The following is a 15,931-nucleotide window of genomic DNA, read 5'->3' on the forward strand; positions in this document are numbered from 1 at the left end:
CTTACTTCAACCAACTGTCTTTTTCTTTAGTCAGATAACCTTTGAATATTTCCAGATCGTCCTTTGTTGTCAACTTGATATTCTTGTCTGAACCTTTTGCAAAGTGCAGACGCACACCAAGTTCTACCATCATCGTATTGGCATAATGGGAACCATAGATGCCGATGCCTTTCTCGAAGGCCTCATGATATTTCTCGTCGAGCAGACCGAAGGTGTAAGCCTGTGGGGTAGAAACGCGGCGTAGGGTCTCTCTGGGGATAAACTGCGTGGTGGTGTTGGCATCATCGGCGCTGACCACAAAAATCTGTTCGTTATAGGGTAGTGACGTAACGGCATTGCCATACTGATGGGCCACTTCTATGACATCTGTCAGCACGCTATCATCTATCACCGGACGGATGCCGTCGTGAATGATAACAGTATCATCGGGCGATAGTTTGCCTTCAAGGTTGAAGACGCCATTACGGATTGACTCTTGTGCAGAACTGCCGCCTTTGACTATCCAACGTAGTTTAGTGATATTAAACTGATTGGCATAGGCCTGTACGATACTTTCCCAGCCTTCAATACATACCACCTCAATAGCATCAATCATCGGATGGCGCTGGAAACCTTCTAAAGTATATATCAGGACAGGCTTATCATAAACATTGATAAACTGCTTGGGAATATCCTGTCCCATACGGTTGCCGGACCCACCGGCGATAATCACTGCGTAGTTCATAAATTAGAAATGCTTGCGTACTTTCTTCGTACCGTTTTCGTCTGTGTATTGTTCTATCACGAGGCCGCGATGCTTACTGTCTTTCGGCAGGCGGCGTCCGCTGAGGTCAAAGAATTGCTTCTCTGACTGTATATCCTCTGTTGCCTCAATCTCGAAAACACCTGTGGGGTCGTACTCCGCAAACTGCCAGGAGTCAAACTGTGCATTGGTGGATTCGGTGAAAACGAAATAGAGGTGGTGTACTTTCTTGAAAAGGGCAGGGTCCAGATCGATGGTGAAATCCTGGAACGAGGTTGACGAGAACGTTACCGTGGCGGCAGCGGCCTTTGATTTGCTGTCAACGCGGATTTCCAGCTTACCCGTGCCTCGTGCTCTCAGGGTGAACTGGCGGGCACCGTTTGTGCCGAAGTCCACCTTGCGTACCATGGTCCATGCGCCTGCAGCCATCTTGACATACAGATTCTCAGAGGCATCATTGCCCAGCGAACTCTTGGACACGCTCTTGATATTCTTGAAGTCCTCATAGTTCACGCCACCAGAGGTCGACATCGTCTCGGCCTGCTGCAGCGTGTAGGGATTCATATTCTTGATGGCAGTCGTGCCAGTCTTGCTCATGCTGACTTTGCTCAACTTCTGCGTCTCTTCGTTCACCGTCAGTTTGTTGACACAGAGGGAACGATAGCCAGAGGCGTTGCTATTCATAGCATTCTTGCTCTTCATGGTCTTCTCAAGCACATTGCCATGATAGAAGAGGTAATACTCACCATTGAACTTATGCAGGTGGGTGTGGTTGTTGCCATAGTCGGCACCTAAAGCGCTGAAGCTGCCTTCATTGGGCACATACTCACCACGGAATTCCCATGAGTCAGGATCCAGTGGCGTGTCTGTTACCATATAGCACATGCTGCAGGCCGAGGGGGCTGCCAGTCCGTTGCGTTTCTCGTAGCTGTTCCAGTTGGGACGGTCGCCCCAGGAGGTGTTATAGGTATAGACAAACCGTCCGCCGATGATATTCAGTTCGCTGGCCTCAAAGAGATAGGGGGCAGGCATATTCACGGCAGCACCGTCGAGGGCTGTCATCGTTGACTTCAACTTCGCAATGCGTGAGTTGCCAGGCCAGAGCTTGGAACCTGACGACTGCGGGTCGCCGCCTCCAAAAGCAATCCATGCCGTACCTGTAGAGTCAATCACCACACCTGGGTCGAACAGCCAGTTACAGGGGTCAACACCTGCCATACCGTGGCGTATCATCGGTTGAGAAAGAGGAGACGAGAACGGACCAAGGGGTGACTTCGTACTCCTCATCACACCTACGCTACCGGCTCCATTGGCGAAATAGATATAGAACTCGTTGGTCTTCGTACCATTGCTATTCTCTTTCTCGCGCCATACGGCTGAGGGGGCCCATGACTGTCCTGCCCAGGTGCATACCTTACTCACGTCGATGGTGCCGTGGAAGGTCCAGTTCACCATGTCGTCTGTTGAGAAGACTACCAGCGACTTGATATTACCATATCCATTGCTGCCCGTCTTACCGTTCTTGATATACTGCTGGTGGTCGTTGGTGCCATAGACATAGAGGCGGCCGTTGTATTCAATAGCGGTGGGGTCTGCACAGAACACACTTCCGCTGATGGGATTGCCGCTAGCGGTACCCTTGTATTCCGTGGCAAGTGTCTGTGATTTTATCTGCAGGCATACCGTCAGTAGGATGGTAGCCAGGAGAATTATTTTCATCATTGGCGGTTTCAGGTTTTTAGGTCTTATCTTTAATTCTTATTTATTCTTATCCAATCGGCATCCACCCATCCGCGGTCAACTTTAGCGTTGGTCTCTACAGAGAGGAAACCGAATTTCGCACCAATCCATTTGCCTTGACGCATCTTAAATTGTTCGCCGCAATTCTGAAATTTCTTGCCGTTCAGACTATAGGAGAACTGCACCATAGGTTTGCCGCCGTGGGCAGCCCCTGCCTCGACATTGGTCACCTGCAGGCGCAGGTAGATATCTTCGTGGATACCGGGCTTATAGTCTATCTTGTCTTCTGCTGTGGGTTTCAGCGTGGCCAGCACGGTCTCTGTCTGCTGCTTGCCTTTATCAGCATCCTTGCAGGTGAGCTGTACCAGTTGGAACGCCTTGCCTACACGCTTCACCACGAGTGCTGAATAGTCGAGGCCCATCATGATGAGTCCCCCCATCTGTCCGTCGGCCTTCGAGGTGAAACGTATCTTTGCCGTTGCTGTAAACTCGTCGGCAGGTGTCTTCTGAAGGAGCATGTTGGGCACTTCCCAGAAATTCTTCCAGCCTTCCGACAGTTTATAATTATAGATACGATAGCAGCCAAAGGCGGTGGCAGTACCAAACTTTTCATTGTAGTTGCCGTGCCATTGCCACTGGAGCCCCAGTTTCGTATCGTTAAACTCGTCGCTTTCTGCAGGATTCTGGATGAGTGTGCTCGAAGCTTTCGGCTTTTTATATGTTACTACGGGCTCTCCGGTGTATCTACTCCCCTCTCTGCCCAGAGAGGGGTTGGGGGTGAGTCTTCCCATCACCGGCCATCCTGTGCTCCAATCTACGGGGTTTAGGTGTACCACGCGTCCGTAGGCCTCTTTGTCCTGGAAGTGCAGGAACCAGTCCTCACCGTATTTCGTGTGCACCCAACCGCCTTGATGAGGTCCGTTGATATTGGTCTTGCCTTGTGCCAACACAATCTTGTGCTCGTAGGGACCATAGGGCGACTTAGACCGCATGGCCAGCTGGAAGCCTTCTGGCACACCACCGGCAGGACACATGATCCAATACCAGCCGTCACGCTTGTAGAACTTAGGTCCTTCGCAGGTGCGGTTCTCTGTGCCGTTGCCATCAAACACGATGACGGGCTGTCCGATTGGTCTCATGCCGTCAGCACTCATCTCACGGACAGTCAGTACAGAGGCAAACTTCGAACGGCTGTTTGCCCATCCGTTGACTAGATAGCAGCGTCCGTCCTCGTCCCATAGTGGACAAGTATCGATATAGCCTTCGCCTTTGATGATACACACGGGCTTTTCCCATTTTCCTGCTGGGTCCTGAGTCCTCACCATCATCACGCCAAAGTCGGGATCGCCCCAATAGATATAGTACCAGCCATTGTGGTAGCGGATACTGGGTGCCCATACACCGGCACCATGCTGGGGCTTACTGCTGAAATGGGCAAGGAGCGCGTCATTGCCCTCGTAGAGGTTGCCTAATGCATAGTTGATGATTTCCCAGTTTACCAAGTCCTTGGAATGCAGGATAGGCAAACCAGGTGTACATTGAAACGAGGAGGCTGTCATGTAGTAGTCCTCACCACTGGCTCCCACACATACATCTGGGTCTGAATAGTCGGCATTAATCACTGGGTTGGTATAGGTGCCATCGCCATTGTCCGGACACCATACCGATGATTTGTACTGTGCCATTGCCAGCAAGGGCAACCACATGACCAAAAATATTAGCCTCTTCATTTCATGTTATTATGTTAATAACCTGTTATTATGTTACTGTGTCTTTAAAACCTGTTCTTGTGTCTTTAAAACCCAGTTCTTGTGTCTTAACCGACCTGTGAACCAGGCTTCACATCCTTTGTTGTGGTCACTACGCTCAGGCTCTCGTCAGCATCCACAGCGCTGAGAATCATACCCTGACTCTCGATGCCCATCATGGTGCGGGGAGCAAAATTGGCTACGAACAAGATGCGCTTGCCAATCAGTTCCTCAGGCTTCTCATAGAAAGCAGCAATGCCCGAGCAGATGGTGCGATCGGTACCAGTACCGTCGTCGATAGTGAACTGCAGGAGTTTCTTACTCTTCTTCACCTTCTGACAGTCCTTCACCAAACCAACACGGATGTCGAGCTTCTCGAAGTCGTCGAACGAAACGGTATCCTTGATAGGAGCGGCCTTATAGGCAGCAGCCTGATTGGCCTTCTTGGTAGCCTCCAGCTTGTCGAGCTGCTTCTGGATGACCTCATCCTCAATCTTCTCGAACAGCAGGGCGGGCTCGCCCAACTGATGTCCGGCCTTCAGCAAATCGGTAGAACCCAGCTGCTCCCACTCGAAACTGTCGATATTGAGCATCTCGCGGAGCTTCTTGCTGCTGAATGGCAGGAAGGGCTCGAAGGCGATAGCCAGGTTGGCTGTCAACTGCAAGCAGATGTTCAGGATGGTCTCACAGCGCTTCGGATCGGTTTTCCATACCTTCCAAGGCTCACACTCTGTGATATAGCGGTTGCCGATACGAGCCAGGTTCATAGCCTCGAACTGGGCATCACGGAACTTAAACTGCTCCAGCAGCGCCTCTACCTTACCCTTCACATCCTTGAACTCCTCAAGGGCTGCCTTATCTACATCCTGCAGTTCGCCACAAGCAGGAACCACACCGTTCCAGTACTTCTTGGTGAGCTGGAGGGCACGGTTCACGAAGTTGCCGTAAACAGCCACGAGCTCGTTGTTATTGCGATCCTGGAAGTCCTTCCAAGTGAAGTTGTTGTCCTTGGTCTCAGGAGCATTAGCAGTAAGCACATAGCGCAACACATCCTGCTTGCCAGGCATATCTACCAGATACTCGTGGAGCCATACAGCCCAGTTGCGTGAGGTAGAAATCTTGTCGTTCTCCAGGTTCAGGAACTCGTTGGCGGGTACGTTGTCAGGCATGATATACTTGCCGTGAGCCTTCATCATCACAGGGAAGATGATGCAGTGGAACACGATGTTGTCCTTACCGATGAAGTGTATCAAGCGCGTATCCTCATCTTGCCACCACTGCTCCCAGTTGCCCCATTTTTCAGGATTCTTCTCGCAGAGCTCCTTGGTGTTTGATACGTAGCCGATGGGTGCGTCGAACCATACGTAGAGCACCTTGCCGTCGGCACCCTCTACAGGTACAGGGATACCCCAGTCGAGGTCGCGCGTCATAGCACGTGGCTGCAGGTCCATATCCAACCAGCTCTTGCACTGGCCATAGACATTTGAGCGCCACTCCTTGTGACCCTCCAGAATCCACTGCTTCAACCAGTCCTGATACTCGTTCAGAGGCAGGTACCAGTTCTTGGTCTCCTTCAATACAGGCGTAGAACCGCTGATGGTTGACTTGGGGTTAATCAGTTCTGTAGGACTCAGGTCGCGTCCGCACTTCTCGCACTGGTCACCATAGGCACCCTCGTTGTGGCAGTAGGGACATTCACCTACAACATAACGGTCGGCCAGGAACTGCTTGGCCTCCTCGTCGTAGAGCTGAGCGGTGGTCTTCTCCACCAGTTTACCCTCGTCATAGAGTTTTTTGAACCACTCGGCGGCAAATTTATGGTGTGTCTCGCTGGTGGTACGGCTATAGATGTCAAATGAGATACCGAACTCCTCGAACGAGTCCTTGATCATCTTGTGATAACGGTCTACCACGTCCTGAGGTGTGATACCCTCCTTGCGGGCACGAACGGTGATGGGCACACCGTGTTCGTCAGAACCTCCGATGAACATCACGTCGCGCTTCTTCAGACGCAGGTAACGTACGTAGATGTCGGCCGGTACGTAAACGCCAGCCAGGTGACCAATATGCACACCACCATTGGCATAGGGCAGGGCAGAGGTCACAGTTATTCTCTTATAATTTTTCTGTTCCATATACATTATTAATTTTTCGGATGCAAAATTACTAAATATATTTGAGAATATCGCTGATTTTATCAACTTTTATAAGACGCTCGTGGTCTATATCCTCAAAATGCTCCAACTGCCACGTCACGTGGAAGGGAATATGGATGGCCCATGCGCCGATGGCCAGTGCCGGGGCACAGTCGCTTTTCAGGGAGTTGCCTATCATCAGCAGTTCTGAGGGATGTATCCCCTGGTGTTCGCACAGGGCCAGGAACTCACGCTGGGTCTTGTCGGAGGTAATCTCTACATCATCGAAATATTTCAGCAGACCAGAACGCTTCAGCTTGTTCTCCTGGTCCTGCAGTTCGCCCTTGGTGAAGCAGACGAACTTAGGGAAAAGTGAAGAGTGAAGAGTGAAAAAATTGCTACCGCTCTCCGATGTGTCGCAGAGTCTTTTCCTTAGCTCTTTCAACGTTTCTTCTACGCCTGGCAGGGGTGTGGCAGGCAGGTGGAGCAGTCGCTTGCAGTCTTGCAGGAGTTCGTCTAGCTGCATCACTGAGAGGTCGTTGCCTGCTATGCGCATGGCTGTCTCTAAAATACTGATGGTAAATGCCTTACAGCCATAACCAAGGTCGGCCATATTGCCCGATTCGGTCTTGAAGAGTTCCTTCTTGGGATCCTCGCAATAGGGGGCAATAAGGCGGTATAGGTGATTCTCTACTTCTTCGAAATAGCCCTGACAGTCCCACAGGGTGTCGTCGGCATCGAAGGCAATGACTTTAATCTTTTCTGTCATCATCATAAAATTTTGCTGCAAAGTTACTAAATAATTAGGAATAATTGATTATCTTTGCGCTTAAATTCCAGATATCAACTATGAATAGACTACGACAGGCATTCGTATGGCTTAGGCGCATAGGGCACTGCAGGGGCTTCGGCATCCAGTCGCCTACCGACTACCGTTTTGTGCGCTATGTCATCAACGAGCACTGGCCGTATTATGCCTATGAGGAGTTGGGACCGGATGACCGCTGGCTGCGACGCAAACTGGGACTGCTTTATTTCCGGCTGGCTAATGAGCTGCAGCCCCGTACTGTTATTGATAAGACGGGCTTCCATGATTATCTGCAGGCTGGATGTCGCAAGGCGCAGATTGTTGACAATGCCGATGCGGTGGATATGGCTATCGTGCCTGTCAAGACAGACTATAGACTGCTGTTCGCGAAATGCAGCGACAAGTCGGTGGTGGTGATTCAAGATATCTGGCGTGCCCCGGAATACTGGCGCAGTATTGAGCGCGACCCAAGGGCAACAGTCACCTTTGACCTCTATTACTGCGGCATCGTGTTCTTTGACCCTAAGCGCACGAAACAAAATTATATCGTAAACTTCTAAAAACCTCTTACCTAAAATCTCAAAACTTATGAAAATGACCAAGATTTATACTCGCACAGGCGATAAAGGTATGACTAGTCTGGTGGGTGGCATACGTATTAAGAAGAGTGATGTCCGTCTGGAGGCTTATGGCACTATCGACGAACTCTGTTCACATATCGGATTATTGGTTGCCCAACTGTCTCAGGATGATGATGAACGTGCGTTTCTGATTCACACGCAGAGCAATCTTTTTATCGTGGGTTCTCATCTGGCTACCGATCAGAGTAAGACGCCACTCTATCCGTCGGCGATCCTGCCTGAGGGTGAGACGGAGGCCCTGGAACAGCACATTGATGCGATACTGACCATTCTGCCGGAATGCCCTGGCTTCGTATTGCCAGGTGGCACCATTGCAGCAGCTCAGTGTCATGTCTGTCGCACCGTCTGCCGTCGTGCCGAGCGTCGTATTGATGCCCTTGCCGATGTGGCAGAAGTGGGTACGGATATCATTAAATTTGTCAATCGGTTGAGCGATTATCTCTTTGTTTTAGCAAAAAAAATAAATTTTAACGCTCATCAACATGAAATAATGTGGCAAAAACCTTGTAGATAAAAAATTATTTACTACTTTTGCGCCCAATTTAAGAACCGATTGGCAAAAATAGTGGAAACGACTAACATAAAAAGAATAAGAATATGTATTGGACACTAGAATTAGCATCAAAACTGGAGGACGCTCCCTGGCCTGCAACCAAGGACGAGTTAATTGACTATGCCATCCGTTCGGGCGCTCCACTCGAAGTGCTCGAGAACTTGCAGGAGATTGAGGACGAAGGTGACGTTTACGAGAGTATCGAGGACATCTGGCCCGACTATCCCACAAAAGAAGACTTCCTGTTTAACGAGGATGAGTATTGATAGGCTTCTTTAAGTCTAAACTATTTAATACCAGCGAGATAAGCAAATTCTATCTGTTTGTCTCGTTGGTGTTTTATTGTCTTATATAGTTTGTGCTAAATCTTGGCTTGTCAGAGCCAATTTGAAACAAACTTTCGGAAAATCAGCATTTTGAAGCCTTGTAGTGAAAGAATCTCAACGAAAAATTGTAATTTTGCAGCGTCAAACAGAAATAATGATGACACCAGAAAAGCTAAAAGCGATTATATCGCAAGGCGAAGGAACTGAAGTCGAGCTGAAAGAGTCGAAAGACAGCTTGGCTCGTAAGGTCTATGAATCCATCTGTGCGTTTCTGAATCGCAGAGGTGGTCATGTCGTGTTGGGAGTTGATGATGATAGAAACGTCGTCGGTATCAATCCCTCTAAAGTTCAGGAGCAGTTAGACCAGTTGGCAAAGGATATGAACAACCCTCAGTTGTTCAAACCTACTTACTATCTGAACTTTGAACCAATGGATTTAGATGGCAAGAAGGTCATCTACTTCTATGTGCCAGAAAGCACTCAGGGACACAGCTATAAAGGTGTTTTCTATGACCGCAACCAAGATGGTGACTTTGAACTACGCAGTACCGAACAGATTGCGAACTTGTTTATACGTAAGAGTAAGTTTAAGACTGAGGATAGGGTATATCCGATGTTAGGGATGAAGGATCTCGATGAGGAAGCCTTCGATGAGTTGAGACGGGGCATCCGTATTGAGAATTCACAGCACCCTTGGCTCAATTTGTCGAACGAGGAAATCATACGCTCGGCAGAGTTGCTTGCTGTTGACCCTGAAACAGGAAAGGAAGGACTGACGCTGGCTGCCATTCTTTTGTTTGGTAATAGTCATGCCATCACCACAGCCCTTCCTGCTTATCGCATAGATTTGCTTTGCCGCGTAAACAATACAGAACTCTATGATGACCGGGAATTGTTGAGCTGCAATCTGCTGAAGGCTTACCCTATCACGATGGCTTTCATTAAGAAGCATCTGCCAGAGCAACCCTATATTGAAGGTATACAGCGTTTCAGCCTTCGTGACACAATCTTACGAGAGGTGGTTCTGAACATGATTATACATCGTGAGTATAGCAGTGCTTATCCTACGACGTTTACTATCTATCGAGATAGCATCGTTACGGAGAACTGGAATATTCCATACGTCTATGGGCATATCGATCTTCAGACCATGCGTCCGCATCGTAAGAACCCAAAGATAGCCAAGGTGTTCTCTCAGATGGGAATCGTAGAAGAGCTTGGTAGTGGTATGAGGAAGATGTTCAAGTACACTCCTCTATATGCTAATGGTAAGGAACCCGTCATTGAGGAGCAGGACGTGTACCGCATAGAAATCCCTTATGTTCCTACTTTACAGTCCATAGATGCCGAAAGTGGACAGAAAAGTGGACCAGAAAGTGGACCAGAAAGTGGACCAGAAACTACCCAGAAAAGAATAATAAAACTTTTGAGAGATAATCCGGATATAACATCAAGACAGATAGCTGAGAGGCTGAAAATGGCCAGAAGTGGAATCAGTAAGCACCTTCATTTACTACAAGAGTTTGGTAAAATAAAGCATATAGGCCCAAATAAAGGTGGCCATTGGGAAGTGGTAGGGGATTAAAAATACAATTATACAAATTTGCGTAACGCATTTTCCGTGGATACCACATGTAATATTCCGAAAGACAAGCCTGCCAGTAATTGTTACAGGCAGGCTTGTAATTAATAATTTCGTTTAATTTTCAATTTCATGGGGTGGCCAATAGGGCATAAGGAATGTTATCGCATAGCATGGAACAAGCCGCTTGTTCGGCATCATTCTCAATGATCTGATTATCCATTACCATTTGGTCGATTACTGGAGAGGTCTGAGCAGTCAAGGGCTTTGCATACTTAGTGACAATGCGTGTCTGATACACGGTGTCTCGGACGGTCTCGGTATGCACAATGGTGTCGTGTTGCACAAGAATGTTTTGTGCCATTGGCTGGATGTCAGACTGTGACATGTTAACATGAACGCCGTAGCCAGCAATAAAACTGATGAAACTGGCGGCAATGGCTATCGCGGCTGCTATGCCACGGCTATGACGATGATGGGGATGCCACGTTTCAACGCCCATACGGCTGTTTACTGATTCACGCTGACGGCGGGCGGACTGGATAATCTGTTCGTTACTTATCTTCATATTTCTTGAGTTTTTTACGGATGATGTTCATTGTTTTGTGGAGACGCGATTTAACGGTGCCTTCAGGAATATCGACAATCTCAGCAATCTGCGGAATTGTCAGTTCTTCCTGATAGTGTAGAGAGAAGATTTGGTGCAATGACGGGGGAAGTTCTGCCAACGCCTGTTCCAAAGCTTGGTCTAATGTGGCTTCGTCCAACTCAACCTCAATCTGCTGATCATTCACTGGCTCAGCATCGAGGGTGGCTAACAGTTGCGCCTCGTAGGCATTGCTGCGATAGTGGTTGCGACAGATATTATAGGCTATGGTGAAGAGCCACGTATCAACCCGGCGTCCCTCCTGATAACTGCTCCTTGCCTCGTATGCACGCAGAAAGACATCGTGCATGGCATCGGCTGCCAGTTCCTCGTCGCCACCTAACTGTAGGAAGAAGAACCCTTTTAATCTACGCGCATAGCGGCGATACAGCTCTTCGAAAGCTGTATCGCTGCCTGCCGCAGCACGTGCCATCAGTTGTTCATCGGTCTGCTGGCGTAGTGGTTTAAAATGGAAGATGCTCATTTCAGATAGCCTTTGAATTCATCCACATCGTAGTTCTCTTTCTCCAGCCGATCGATGATGTCGGTAAAGATGCCGTGCAACCACTGATAGCGCTCCCGGTTGTGCTTCTTGTAGTAGGGCAGCTGGTCGTGCAACAGCCGCATATAGTTCATGGCGTATGCATTGGCAGAAAACGAGAAGAGCTGCGTGTCCTTCATTTTCGGATGGAACGGCATGCGCAGATACTCCAGCCGGTAGCGCTGTTCTATATTGCGACGCTTCACAGCCATATTGTCGTAGGGCTTGGTGGAGTAGCGTATGGTCAGCCCCTCGTTGTATAAGCGGGCTTTCAACTCGTCTGGCAGACCATATCCCAAAACATACCCCTGCATGTTGTGGGCCGACAGATAGACGGGTCGCTTGGAATGGTCGAAGATGTAGCGCATGATAGTCCGCTGCTTCTCCATCTGGTCTTCGTATCCCTCCCAGTACCACGCCTTATCAAAGGTAATGCCGATGTGTCCAAACACAGCCTTCACATACTCGGGATCCATAGAGGCATTCTCGTCATAGAGAATCTTGTCCTGATGCACGCCCAGCACCCGTTGCAGGATGAGCTTGCCTATGATGTCGCCCTCGTGGGCACCACAATAGACTCCGCCCGTCTCCATGCCCTGTAGCTCGTTGAAGTGGTATTGCAACGTCTCCTCTGGAAACTGCCCGCTCTCATAGCAGCGCTTCAGCAACTGGTCCATCCTCACGGTGTCACACTTCGGAATCAGGTGTTGTATCCAGCGCTCGTAGTCGCCAGCCAAGGCATCGGCAGGCAGCGCGGCAATGGCCGAATCGGCATAGGCATCGTGGTGCATATAGAACGTTGTCATATTATACTGCTTTGCCTCTTTCTCTACCTCTTCTGGCAGATAGCTGCCCTCGTATGCACTATAATAAAAGGTGTAAGTGCCAGGGATGGCTTTCTCCATGCGTCCCACCACGTTCAGCTGCTTGCGATAATCCTCACCGCCTTTCCAGTCCTTGGTGGTGCTGACCCAGCGGAAAACCTTCTTCTCCGATACCTCGAAGAGGTTACGCCAAGCCACCTCATCCTTTGGATGAACCTGTACGTAGGTGTTCCAGAAGTTGTAAAGACTATCCGTCTTCTCTGCGTTGCCGTATAGGGTCAGAATCTGGTGCCTGTCTATACGTTCTGTTTGCTGTGCGCTAGCTGTGGTCATCATCGTGGCTGCTGCCAGTAATGTCATCATTTTCCGTTTCATACTGTTCTTGTTTTGGGGTTATTTCATGACAGCATACACACGAAACATCAAATCGTTCATTTTATTTTCAAATTTATTTTTACCTTTTATTATATATACGCCGTAATCGCGGAAATATAGGTTGCGGGTGTTACTTTTTTAAACGCGAAATCCAGCGGCAAATGTACTACATCTTGTCCAAGTCATTTTTATATGAGGAATGCCGTCAAGCATAAAACTATCTGACGACTGTTTGAATCCGACTTTTTCGTAGAATCCCTTGGCATACTCCTGAGCTTCAATGTCTATGTGCGTCGCACCGAAATGTTTGATTGCTGTCTCGATAGAGTGAATCATAATCTGCTTACCATACCCTTTGCCTCGTACTGTTGTGATAACTCTGCCAATGGAGACTTCCTTCATATGAGTTCCAGCAGGACATACACGGGCCAGTGCTACAATTCTGTTTCCCAATGTCAACCAAAGATGAATAGAGTTCTGATCATCTCCATCCAAATCTTGATAGACACAATTCTGCCCAACCACGAACACTTCACTTCGAACCCTTAATAGTTCGTATAGCTCATCCGTAGTCAACTCTTGAAACGTTTTCTTATGCAATATAGGCTTGTTCATACCCTCTCGAAGTTATCTTTTTAAACTAACGGCAAAGGTACGGCAGATTCCTTACTTTTTCGTATTTTTACATTCAATATTACGATACTTTATGAATTAAGGACGAAAAAGTTGCTTGGCTTTGCTTGGCATAATCGCTAAATAAAACTAAATCTTTCTAGAAGAGTGATTTGTTCAGATGGAAAATGATTAATTTTGCAGCATAAATATGTATTGATTGATAATAATAACGGTATTATGGATTTATTCGATCAAATTAGTGAAGATATTAAGGCCGCGATGAAAGCTCGCGACAAGGTACGTCTTGAGACGCTTCGCAACATTAAGAAAGTTTTCTTGGAAGCAAAGACTGCTCCAGGGGCCAACGACACATTGGCTGATGCTGATGCGCTGAAGATTATCTCGAAGTTGGCTAAACAAGGTAAGGAGACTGCTGTTACCTATACTCAGGCCGGTCGTCAGGACTTGGCTGACGCAGAGTTGGCACAGGTGGAAGTGTTGGAGAGCTATCTGCCGAAACAACTTTCCCATGAGGAGGTTGAGGCTGAAGTGAAGAAGATAATTGCTGAGGTGGGAGCCACAAGCATGAAGGAGATGGGAAAGGTAATGGGCACAGCCAGCAAGCAGCTGGCAGGCAAGGCTGATGGCCGAGTCATCTCAGAGATTGTAAAGAAACTCTTGGCTTAAGCTTCATTTCAAAGAAAAACAAGCGGTGTGACTTCAGCTACATCGCTTGCTTTTTTTCTTTTCTTTTGTTAACCCGTAAAACTAAATATGAAGACAGACATTCAGATTGCTCGCGAAAGTGAGCTGAGACCGATTAGTGACATTGCAGAACAGTTGGGCATAGCACCTGAGAAGGTGGAACCCTACGGACGCTTTATGGCGAAGGTGCCTGTGTCGCTCATCGATGAAGAGAGAGTAAAGAAAAGCCGTTTGATTCTGGTTACAGCCATCAGTCCTACGAAGGTGGGTATCGGCAAGACTACTGTCAGCATTGGCTTGGCTATGGGCTTGAATAAGATAGGCAAGAAGGCTTCCGTATCCTTGCGTGAGCCATCGCTCGGCCCCTGCTTTGGCATGAAGGGCGGTGCTGCAGGAGGTGGCTATGCCCAGGTGTTGCCGATGGAGAAGATCAACCTGCACTTCACCGGCGATTTCCATGCCGTCACTTCTGCTCATAACACGATTAGTGCCCTCTTGGACAACTATCTCTATCAGCACCGCAAGGATGGGTTCTCTCTGCGTGAGATTTACTGGAAGCGTGTGCTCGATGTGAACGACCGTGCCTTGCGAAATATCGTCACGGGCTTGCGTGGCGATGGTGTGGTTTCAGAGACCGGTTTTGACATTACGCCCGCTTCCGAGTTGATGGCTATCCTCTGTCTGGCCACCAGCGAGGACGATCTGCGTCGTCGAATCGAAAACATCCTCCTGGGTATCACCTCTGATGGCAAGCCTTTCCGCGTTCGTGACCTGGGTGTGGGCGGTGCCATCACCGTGTTGATGCGTGATGCCCTTTCGCCCAACCTGGTGCAGACTACCGAGCAGACGCCAGCCTTTATTCATGGTGGTCCGTTTGCGAATATCGCCCATGGCTGTTCCAGTGTGATGGCTACAAAGATGGCGATGACTTTTAGTGACTATGTGGTGACGGAGGCTGGCTTCGGTGCCGACCTGGGTGCTGAGAAGTTCTTTAATATCAAGTGCCGTAAGGCTGGCTTGCAGCCTCAGTTGGTGGTCATCGTGGCTACGACGCAGGGATTGAAGATGCACGGTGGCGTGGCTCTTGACCATATCAAGGAACCCAATGCCGACGGGCTCAGGGAGGGCTTGAAGAACCTGAATCGTCATATCAACAATATGCAGGGCTTCGGACAGCCTGTCATCGTGACGCTGAACCGTTTTGACTCTGATACAGACGAGGAGATTGGTATCATCCGCAAGAACTGTGAGGACCGTGGCGTGGGCTTCGCTGTCAACGAGGCTTTCCTGAAAGGTGGCGAAGGTGCAGTGGAACTGGCTCAGAAGGTGGTGGATACCATCGAGCGCATCCAGCCTCTGCCTATCAACTTCACCTATCCTCAAAGTGAAACCATAGAAGGTAAGATAGAGAAGGTATGTAAGCGCATCTATGGCGCTGCTGCTGTGGAGTTTACCAAGACTGGTAAGAAACGCCTGGAGGCTATCCGTGAAATCTTTGCTGACGACAAGGATATCAGTAGCTATCCCATCTGTATCGCCAAGACACAGTACTCCTTCTCGGCCGATGCTACCCGCTATGGTTCGCCTGAGGGCTTTACGATTCGCATCCGCGATGTGATCCTCAACTGTGGCAGTGAGATGATTGTGGCCATTGCCGGCGACATGCTCCGTATGCCTGGTCTGCCTAAGAGTCCGCAGGCTGAGCGTATCACCATCGTTAATGGTGAGATTGAGGGACTGTCGTAAAATGACACTGGTCACACGGTCACAGCTGTGACCGTGTGACCGTTAGGGCTGTTGATTATTGTCTTATGTTGTGTAAGTTATTGTGTTTTAGTTAATTATAACAGTTTTGGCCTTTGCTTTGTATATCTGTGGTCACATGGTCACAGCTGTGACCATGTGACCGATAAGATTATACTTAAGGCTTGCAGGGAGAGAAACGTCTTC

Annotated in this window: 16 protein-coding genes; 7 read left to right on the forward strand and 9 right to left on the reverse strand. The window is 48.8% G+C overall.

All coding sequences use genetic code 11. The features are described from left to right. Position 1: 1 nt before the first annotated feature. From L6466_RS01725 to L6466_RS01745, 5 genes are all read right to left on the reverse strand, one after another. On the reverse strand, positions 2 to 724 hold the full coding sequence (locus L6466_RS01725; RefSeq protein ID WP_091813926.1) for an IspD/TarI family cytidylyltransferase: 723 nt from the start codon (positions 722 to 724) through the stop codon (positions 2 to 4). A gap of 3 nt (positions 725 to 727) precedes the next feature. Continuing rightward, on the reverse strand, positions 728 to 2,464 hold the full coding sequence (locus L6466_RS01730) for a glycoside hydrolase family 43 protein (protein ID WP_237802274.1): 1,737 nt from the start codon (positions 2,462 to 2,464) through the stop codon (positions 728 to 730). 29 nt (positions 2,465 to 2,493) lie between these two features. Then, on the reverse strand, positions 2,494 to 4,212 hold the full coding sequence (locus L6466_RS01735) for a glycoside hydrolase family 43 protein (protein ID WP_237802273.1): 1,719 nt from the start codon (positions 4,210 to 4,212) through the stop codon (positions 2,494 to 2,496). An 86-nt stretch (positions 4,213 to 4,298) separates the two neighbouring features. Next, positions 4,299 to 6,365: a methionine--tRNA ligase gene (gene metG / locus L6466_RS01740; RefSeq protein WP_237802272.1), complete on the reverse strand. Its 2,067-nt coding sequence runs from the start codon at positions 6,363 to 6,365 to the stop codon at positions 4,299 to 4,301. 31 nt (positions 6,366 to 6,396) lie between these two features. After that, on the reverse strand, positions 6,397 to 7,140 hold the full coding sequence (locus L6466_RS01745) for an HAD family hydrolase (protein ID WP_237802271.1): 744 nt from the start codon (positions 7,138 to 7,140) through the stop codon (positions 6,397 to 6,399). A gap of 74 nt (positions 7,141 to 7,214) precedes the next feature. Here L6466_RS01745 and L6466_RS01750 point away from each other — a divergent pair, with 74 nt between their 5' ends. The 4 genes from L6466_RS01750 to L6466_RS01765 all read left to right on the forward strand — a co-directional run bounded on the left by L6466_RS01750 (position 7,215) and on the right by L6466_RS01765 (position 10,278). Next, the gene (locus L6466_RS01750; RefSeq protein ID WP_237802270.1) at positions 7,215 to 7,733 is read left to right on the forward strand and encodes a hypothetical protein; all 519 of its coding nucleotides are present in this window, start codon (positions 7,215 to 7,217) and stop codon (positions 7,731 to 7,733) included. 28 nt (positions 7,734 to 7,761) lie between these two features. Next, positions 7,762 to 8,328: a cob(I)yrinic acid a,c-diamide adenosyltransferase gene (locus L6466_RS01755; protein WP_237802269.1), complete on the forward strand. Its 567-nt coding sequence runs from the start codon at positions 7,762 to 7,764 to the stop codon at positions 8,326 to 8,328. 83 nt (positions 8,329 to 8,411) lie between these two features. Further along, complete coding sequence (locus tag L6466_RS01760) at positions 8,412 to 8,633, forward strand: DUF2795 domain-containing protein (protein ID WP_021852076.1); 222 nt, start codon at positions 8,412 to 8,414, stop codon at positions 8,631 to 8,633. Between the two features lie 214 nt (positions 8,634 to 8,847). After that, the gene (locus L6466_RS01765; protein ID WP_091813945.1) at positions 8,848 to 10,278 is read left to right on the forward strand and encodes an RNA-binding domain-containing protein; all 1,431 of its coding nucleotides are present in this window, start codon (positions 8,848 to 8,850) and stop codon (positions 10,276 to 10,278) included. A 127-nt stretch (positions 10,279 to 10,405) separates the two neighbouring features. Here the strand turns inward: L6466_RS01765 and L6466_RS01770 are convergent, their stop codons facing one another. Then, positions 10,406 to 10,663, reverse strand: coding sequence for a hypothetical protein (locus L6466_RS01770; protein WP_237802268.1), 258 nt, complete (start codon positions 10,661 to 10,663; stop codon positions 10,406 to 10,408). Positions 10,664 to 10,669: 6 nt separating this feature from the next. Here L6466_RS01770 and L6466_RS14205 point away from each other — a divergent pair, with 6 nt between their 5' ends. Beyond that, entirely contained in the window at positions 10,670 to 10,792 is a 123-nt protein-coding gene (locus tag L6466_RS14205; protein WP_255779884.1) for a hypothetical protein, read from the forward strand. 37 nt (positions 10,793 to 10,829) lie between these two features. On the opposite strand, the gene L6466_RS01775 is transcribed toward L6466_RS14205, so the two are convergent. The 3 genes from L6466_RS01775 to L6466_RS01785 all read right to left on the reverse strand — a co-directional run bounded on the left by L6466_RS01775 (position 10,830) and on the right by L6466_RS01785 (position 13,276). Beyond that, positions 10,830 to 11,405, reverse strand: a complete 576-nt coding sequence (locus tag L6466_RS01775; protein ID WP_237802267.1) for an RNA polymerase sigma factor — start codon at positions 11,403 to 11,405, stop codon at positions 10,830 to 10,832. Continuing rightward, positions 11,402 to 12,649 carry a hypothetical protein gene (locus L6466_RS01780; protein WP_237802266.1) on the reverse strand — a complete coding sequence of 416 codons (1,248 nt, stop codon included), beginning with the start codon at positions 12,647 to 12,649 and terminating at the stop codon, positions 11,402 to 11,404. The genes L6466_RS01775 and L6466_RS01780 overlap by 4 nt, the downstream gene beginning before the upstream one ends. 150 nt (positions 12,650 to 12,799) lie before the next feature. Next, complete coding sequence (locus L6466_RS01785) at positions 12,800 to 13,276, reverse strand: GNAT family N-acetyltransferase (RefSeq protein WP_237802265.1); 477 nt, start codon at positions 13,274 to 13,276, stop codon at positions 12,800 to 12,802. Positions 13,277 to 13,513: 237 nt separating this feature from the next. Here L6466_RS01785 and L6466_RS01790 point away from each other — a divergent pair, with 237 nt between their 5' ends. Beyond that, positions 13,514 to 13,963 carry a GatB/YqeY domain-containing protein gene (locus L6466_RS01790; RefSeq protein WP_237802264.1) on the forward strand — a complete coding sequence of 150 codons (450 nt, stop codon included), beginning with the start codon at positions 13,514 to 13,516 and terminating at the stop codon, positions 13,961 to 13,963. An 87-nt stretch (positions 13,964 to 14,050) separates the two neighbouring features. After that, positions 14,051 to 15,727 (forward strand): formate--tetrahydrofolate ligase, encoded by a 1,677-nt coding sequence (locus L6466_RS01795; protein WP_237802263.1) that lies wholly within the window; start codon positions 14,051 to 14,053, stop codon positions 15,725 to 15,727. The last annotated feature ends 204 nt before the right edge of the window (positions 15,728 to 15,931 follow it).

It is taken from the genome of Prevotella communis (assembly GCF_022024175.1).
In the GTDB taxonomy this organism is placed as follows: Bacteria; Bacteroidota; Bacteroidia; order Bacteroidales; family Bacteroidaceae; genus Prevotella; species Prevotella communis.

Coding starts and splice junctions, on each gene's coding strand:
- L6466_RS01725 (WP_091813926.1), bottom strand. CDS start 724: ATGAACTACGCAGTGATTATCGCCGGTGGGTCCGGCAACCGTATGGGA.
- L6466_RS01730 (WP_237802274.1), bottom strand. CDS start 2,464: ATGATGAAAATAATTCTCCTGGCTACCATCCTACTGACGGTATGCCTG.
- L6466_RS01735 (WP_237802273.1), bottom strand. CDS start 4,212: ATGAAGAGGCTAATATTTTTGGTCATGTGGTTGCCCTTGCTGGCAATG.
- metG (WP_237802272.1), bottom strand. CDS start 6,365: ATGGAACAGAAAAATTATAAGAGAATAACTGTGACCTCTGCCCTGCCC.
- L6466_RS01745 (WP_237802271.1), bottom strand. CDS start 7,140: ATGATGATGACAGAAAAGATTAAAGTCATTGCCTTCGATGCCGACGAC.
- L6466_RS01750 (WP_237802270.1), top strand. CDS start 7,215: ATGAATAGACTACGACAGGCATTCGTATGGCTTAGGCGCATAGGGCAC.
- L6466_RS01755 (WP_237802269.1), top strand. CDS start 7,762: ATGAAAATGACCAAGATTTATACTCGCACAGGCGATAAAGGTATGACT.
- L6466_RS01760 (WP_021852076.1), top strand. CDS start 8,412: ATGTATTGGACACTAGAATTAGCATCAAAACTGGAGGACGCTCCCTGG.
- L6466_RS01765 (WP_091813945.1), top strand. CDS start 8,848: ATGATGACACCAGAAAAGCTAAAAGCGATTATATCGCAAGGCGAAGGA.
- L6466_RS01770 (WP_237802268.1), bottom strand. CDS start 10,663: ATGTCACAGTCTGACATCCAGCCAATGGCACAAAACATTCTTGTGCAA.
- L6466_RS14205 (WP_255779884.1), top strand. CDS start 10,670: ATGAACGCCGTAGCCAGCAATAAAACTGATGAAACTGGCGGCAATGGC.
- L6466_RS01775 (WP_237802267.1), bottom strand. CDS start 11,405: ATGAGCATCTTCCATTTTAAACCACTACGCCAGCAGACCGATGAACAA.
- L6466_RS01780 (WP_237802266.1), bottom strand. CDS start 12,649: ATGATGACATTACTGGCAGCAGCCACGATGATGACCACAGCTAGCGCA.
- L6466_RS01785 (WP_237802265.1), bottom strand. CDS start 13,276: ATGAACAAGCCTATATTGCATAAGAAAACGTTTCAAGAGTTGACTACG.
- L6466_RS01790 (WP_237802264.1), top strand. CDS start 13,514: ATGGATTTATTCGATCAAATTAGTGAAGATATTAAGGCCGCGATGAAA.
- L6466_RS01795 (WP_237802263.1), top strand. CDS start 14,051: ATGAAGACAGACATTCAGATTGCTCGCGAAAGTGAGCTGAGACCGATT.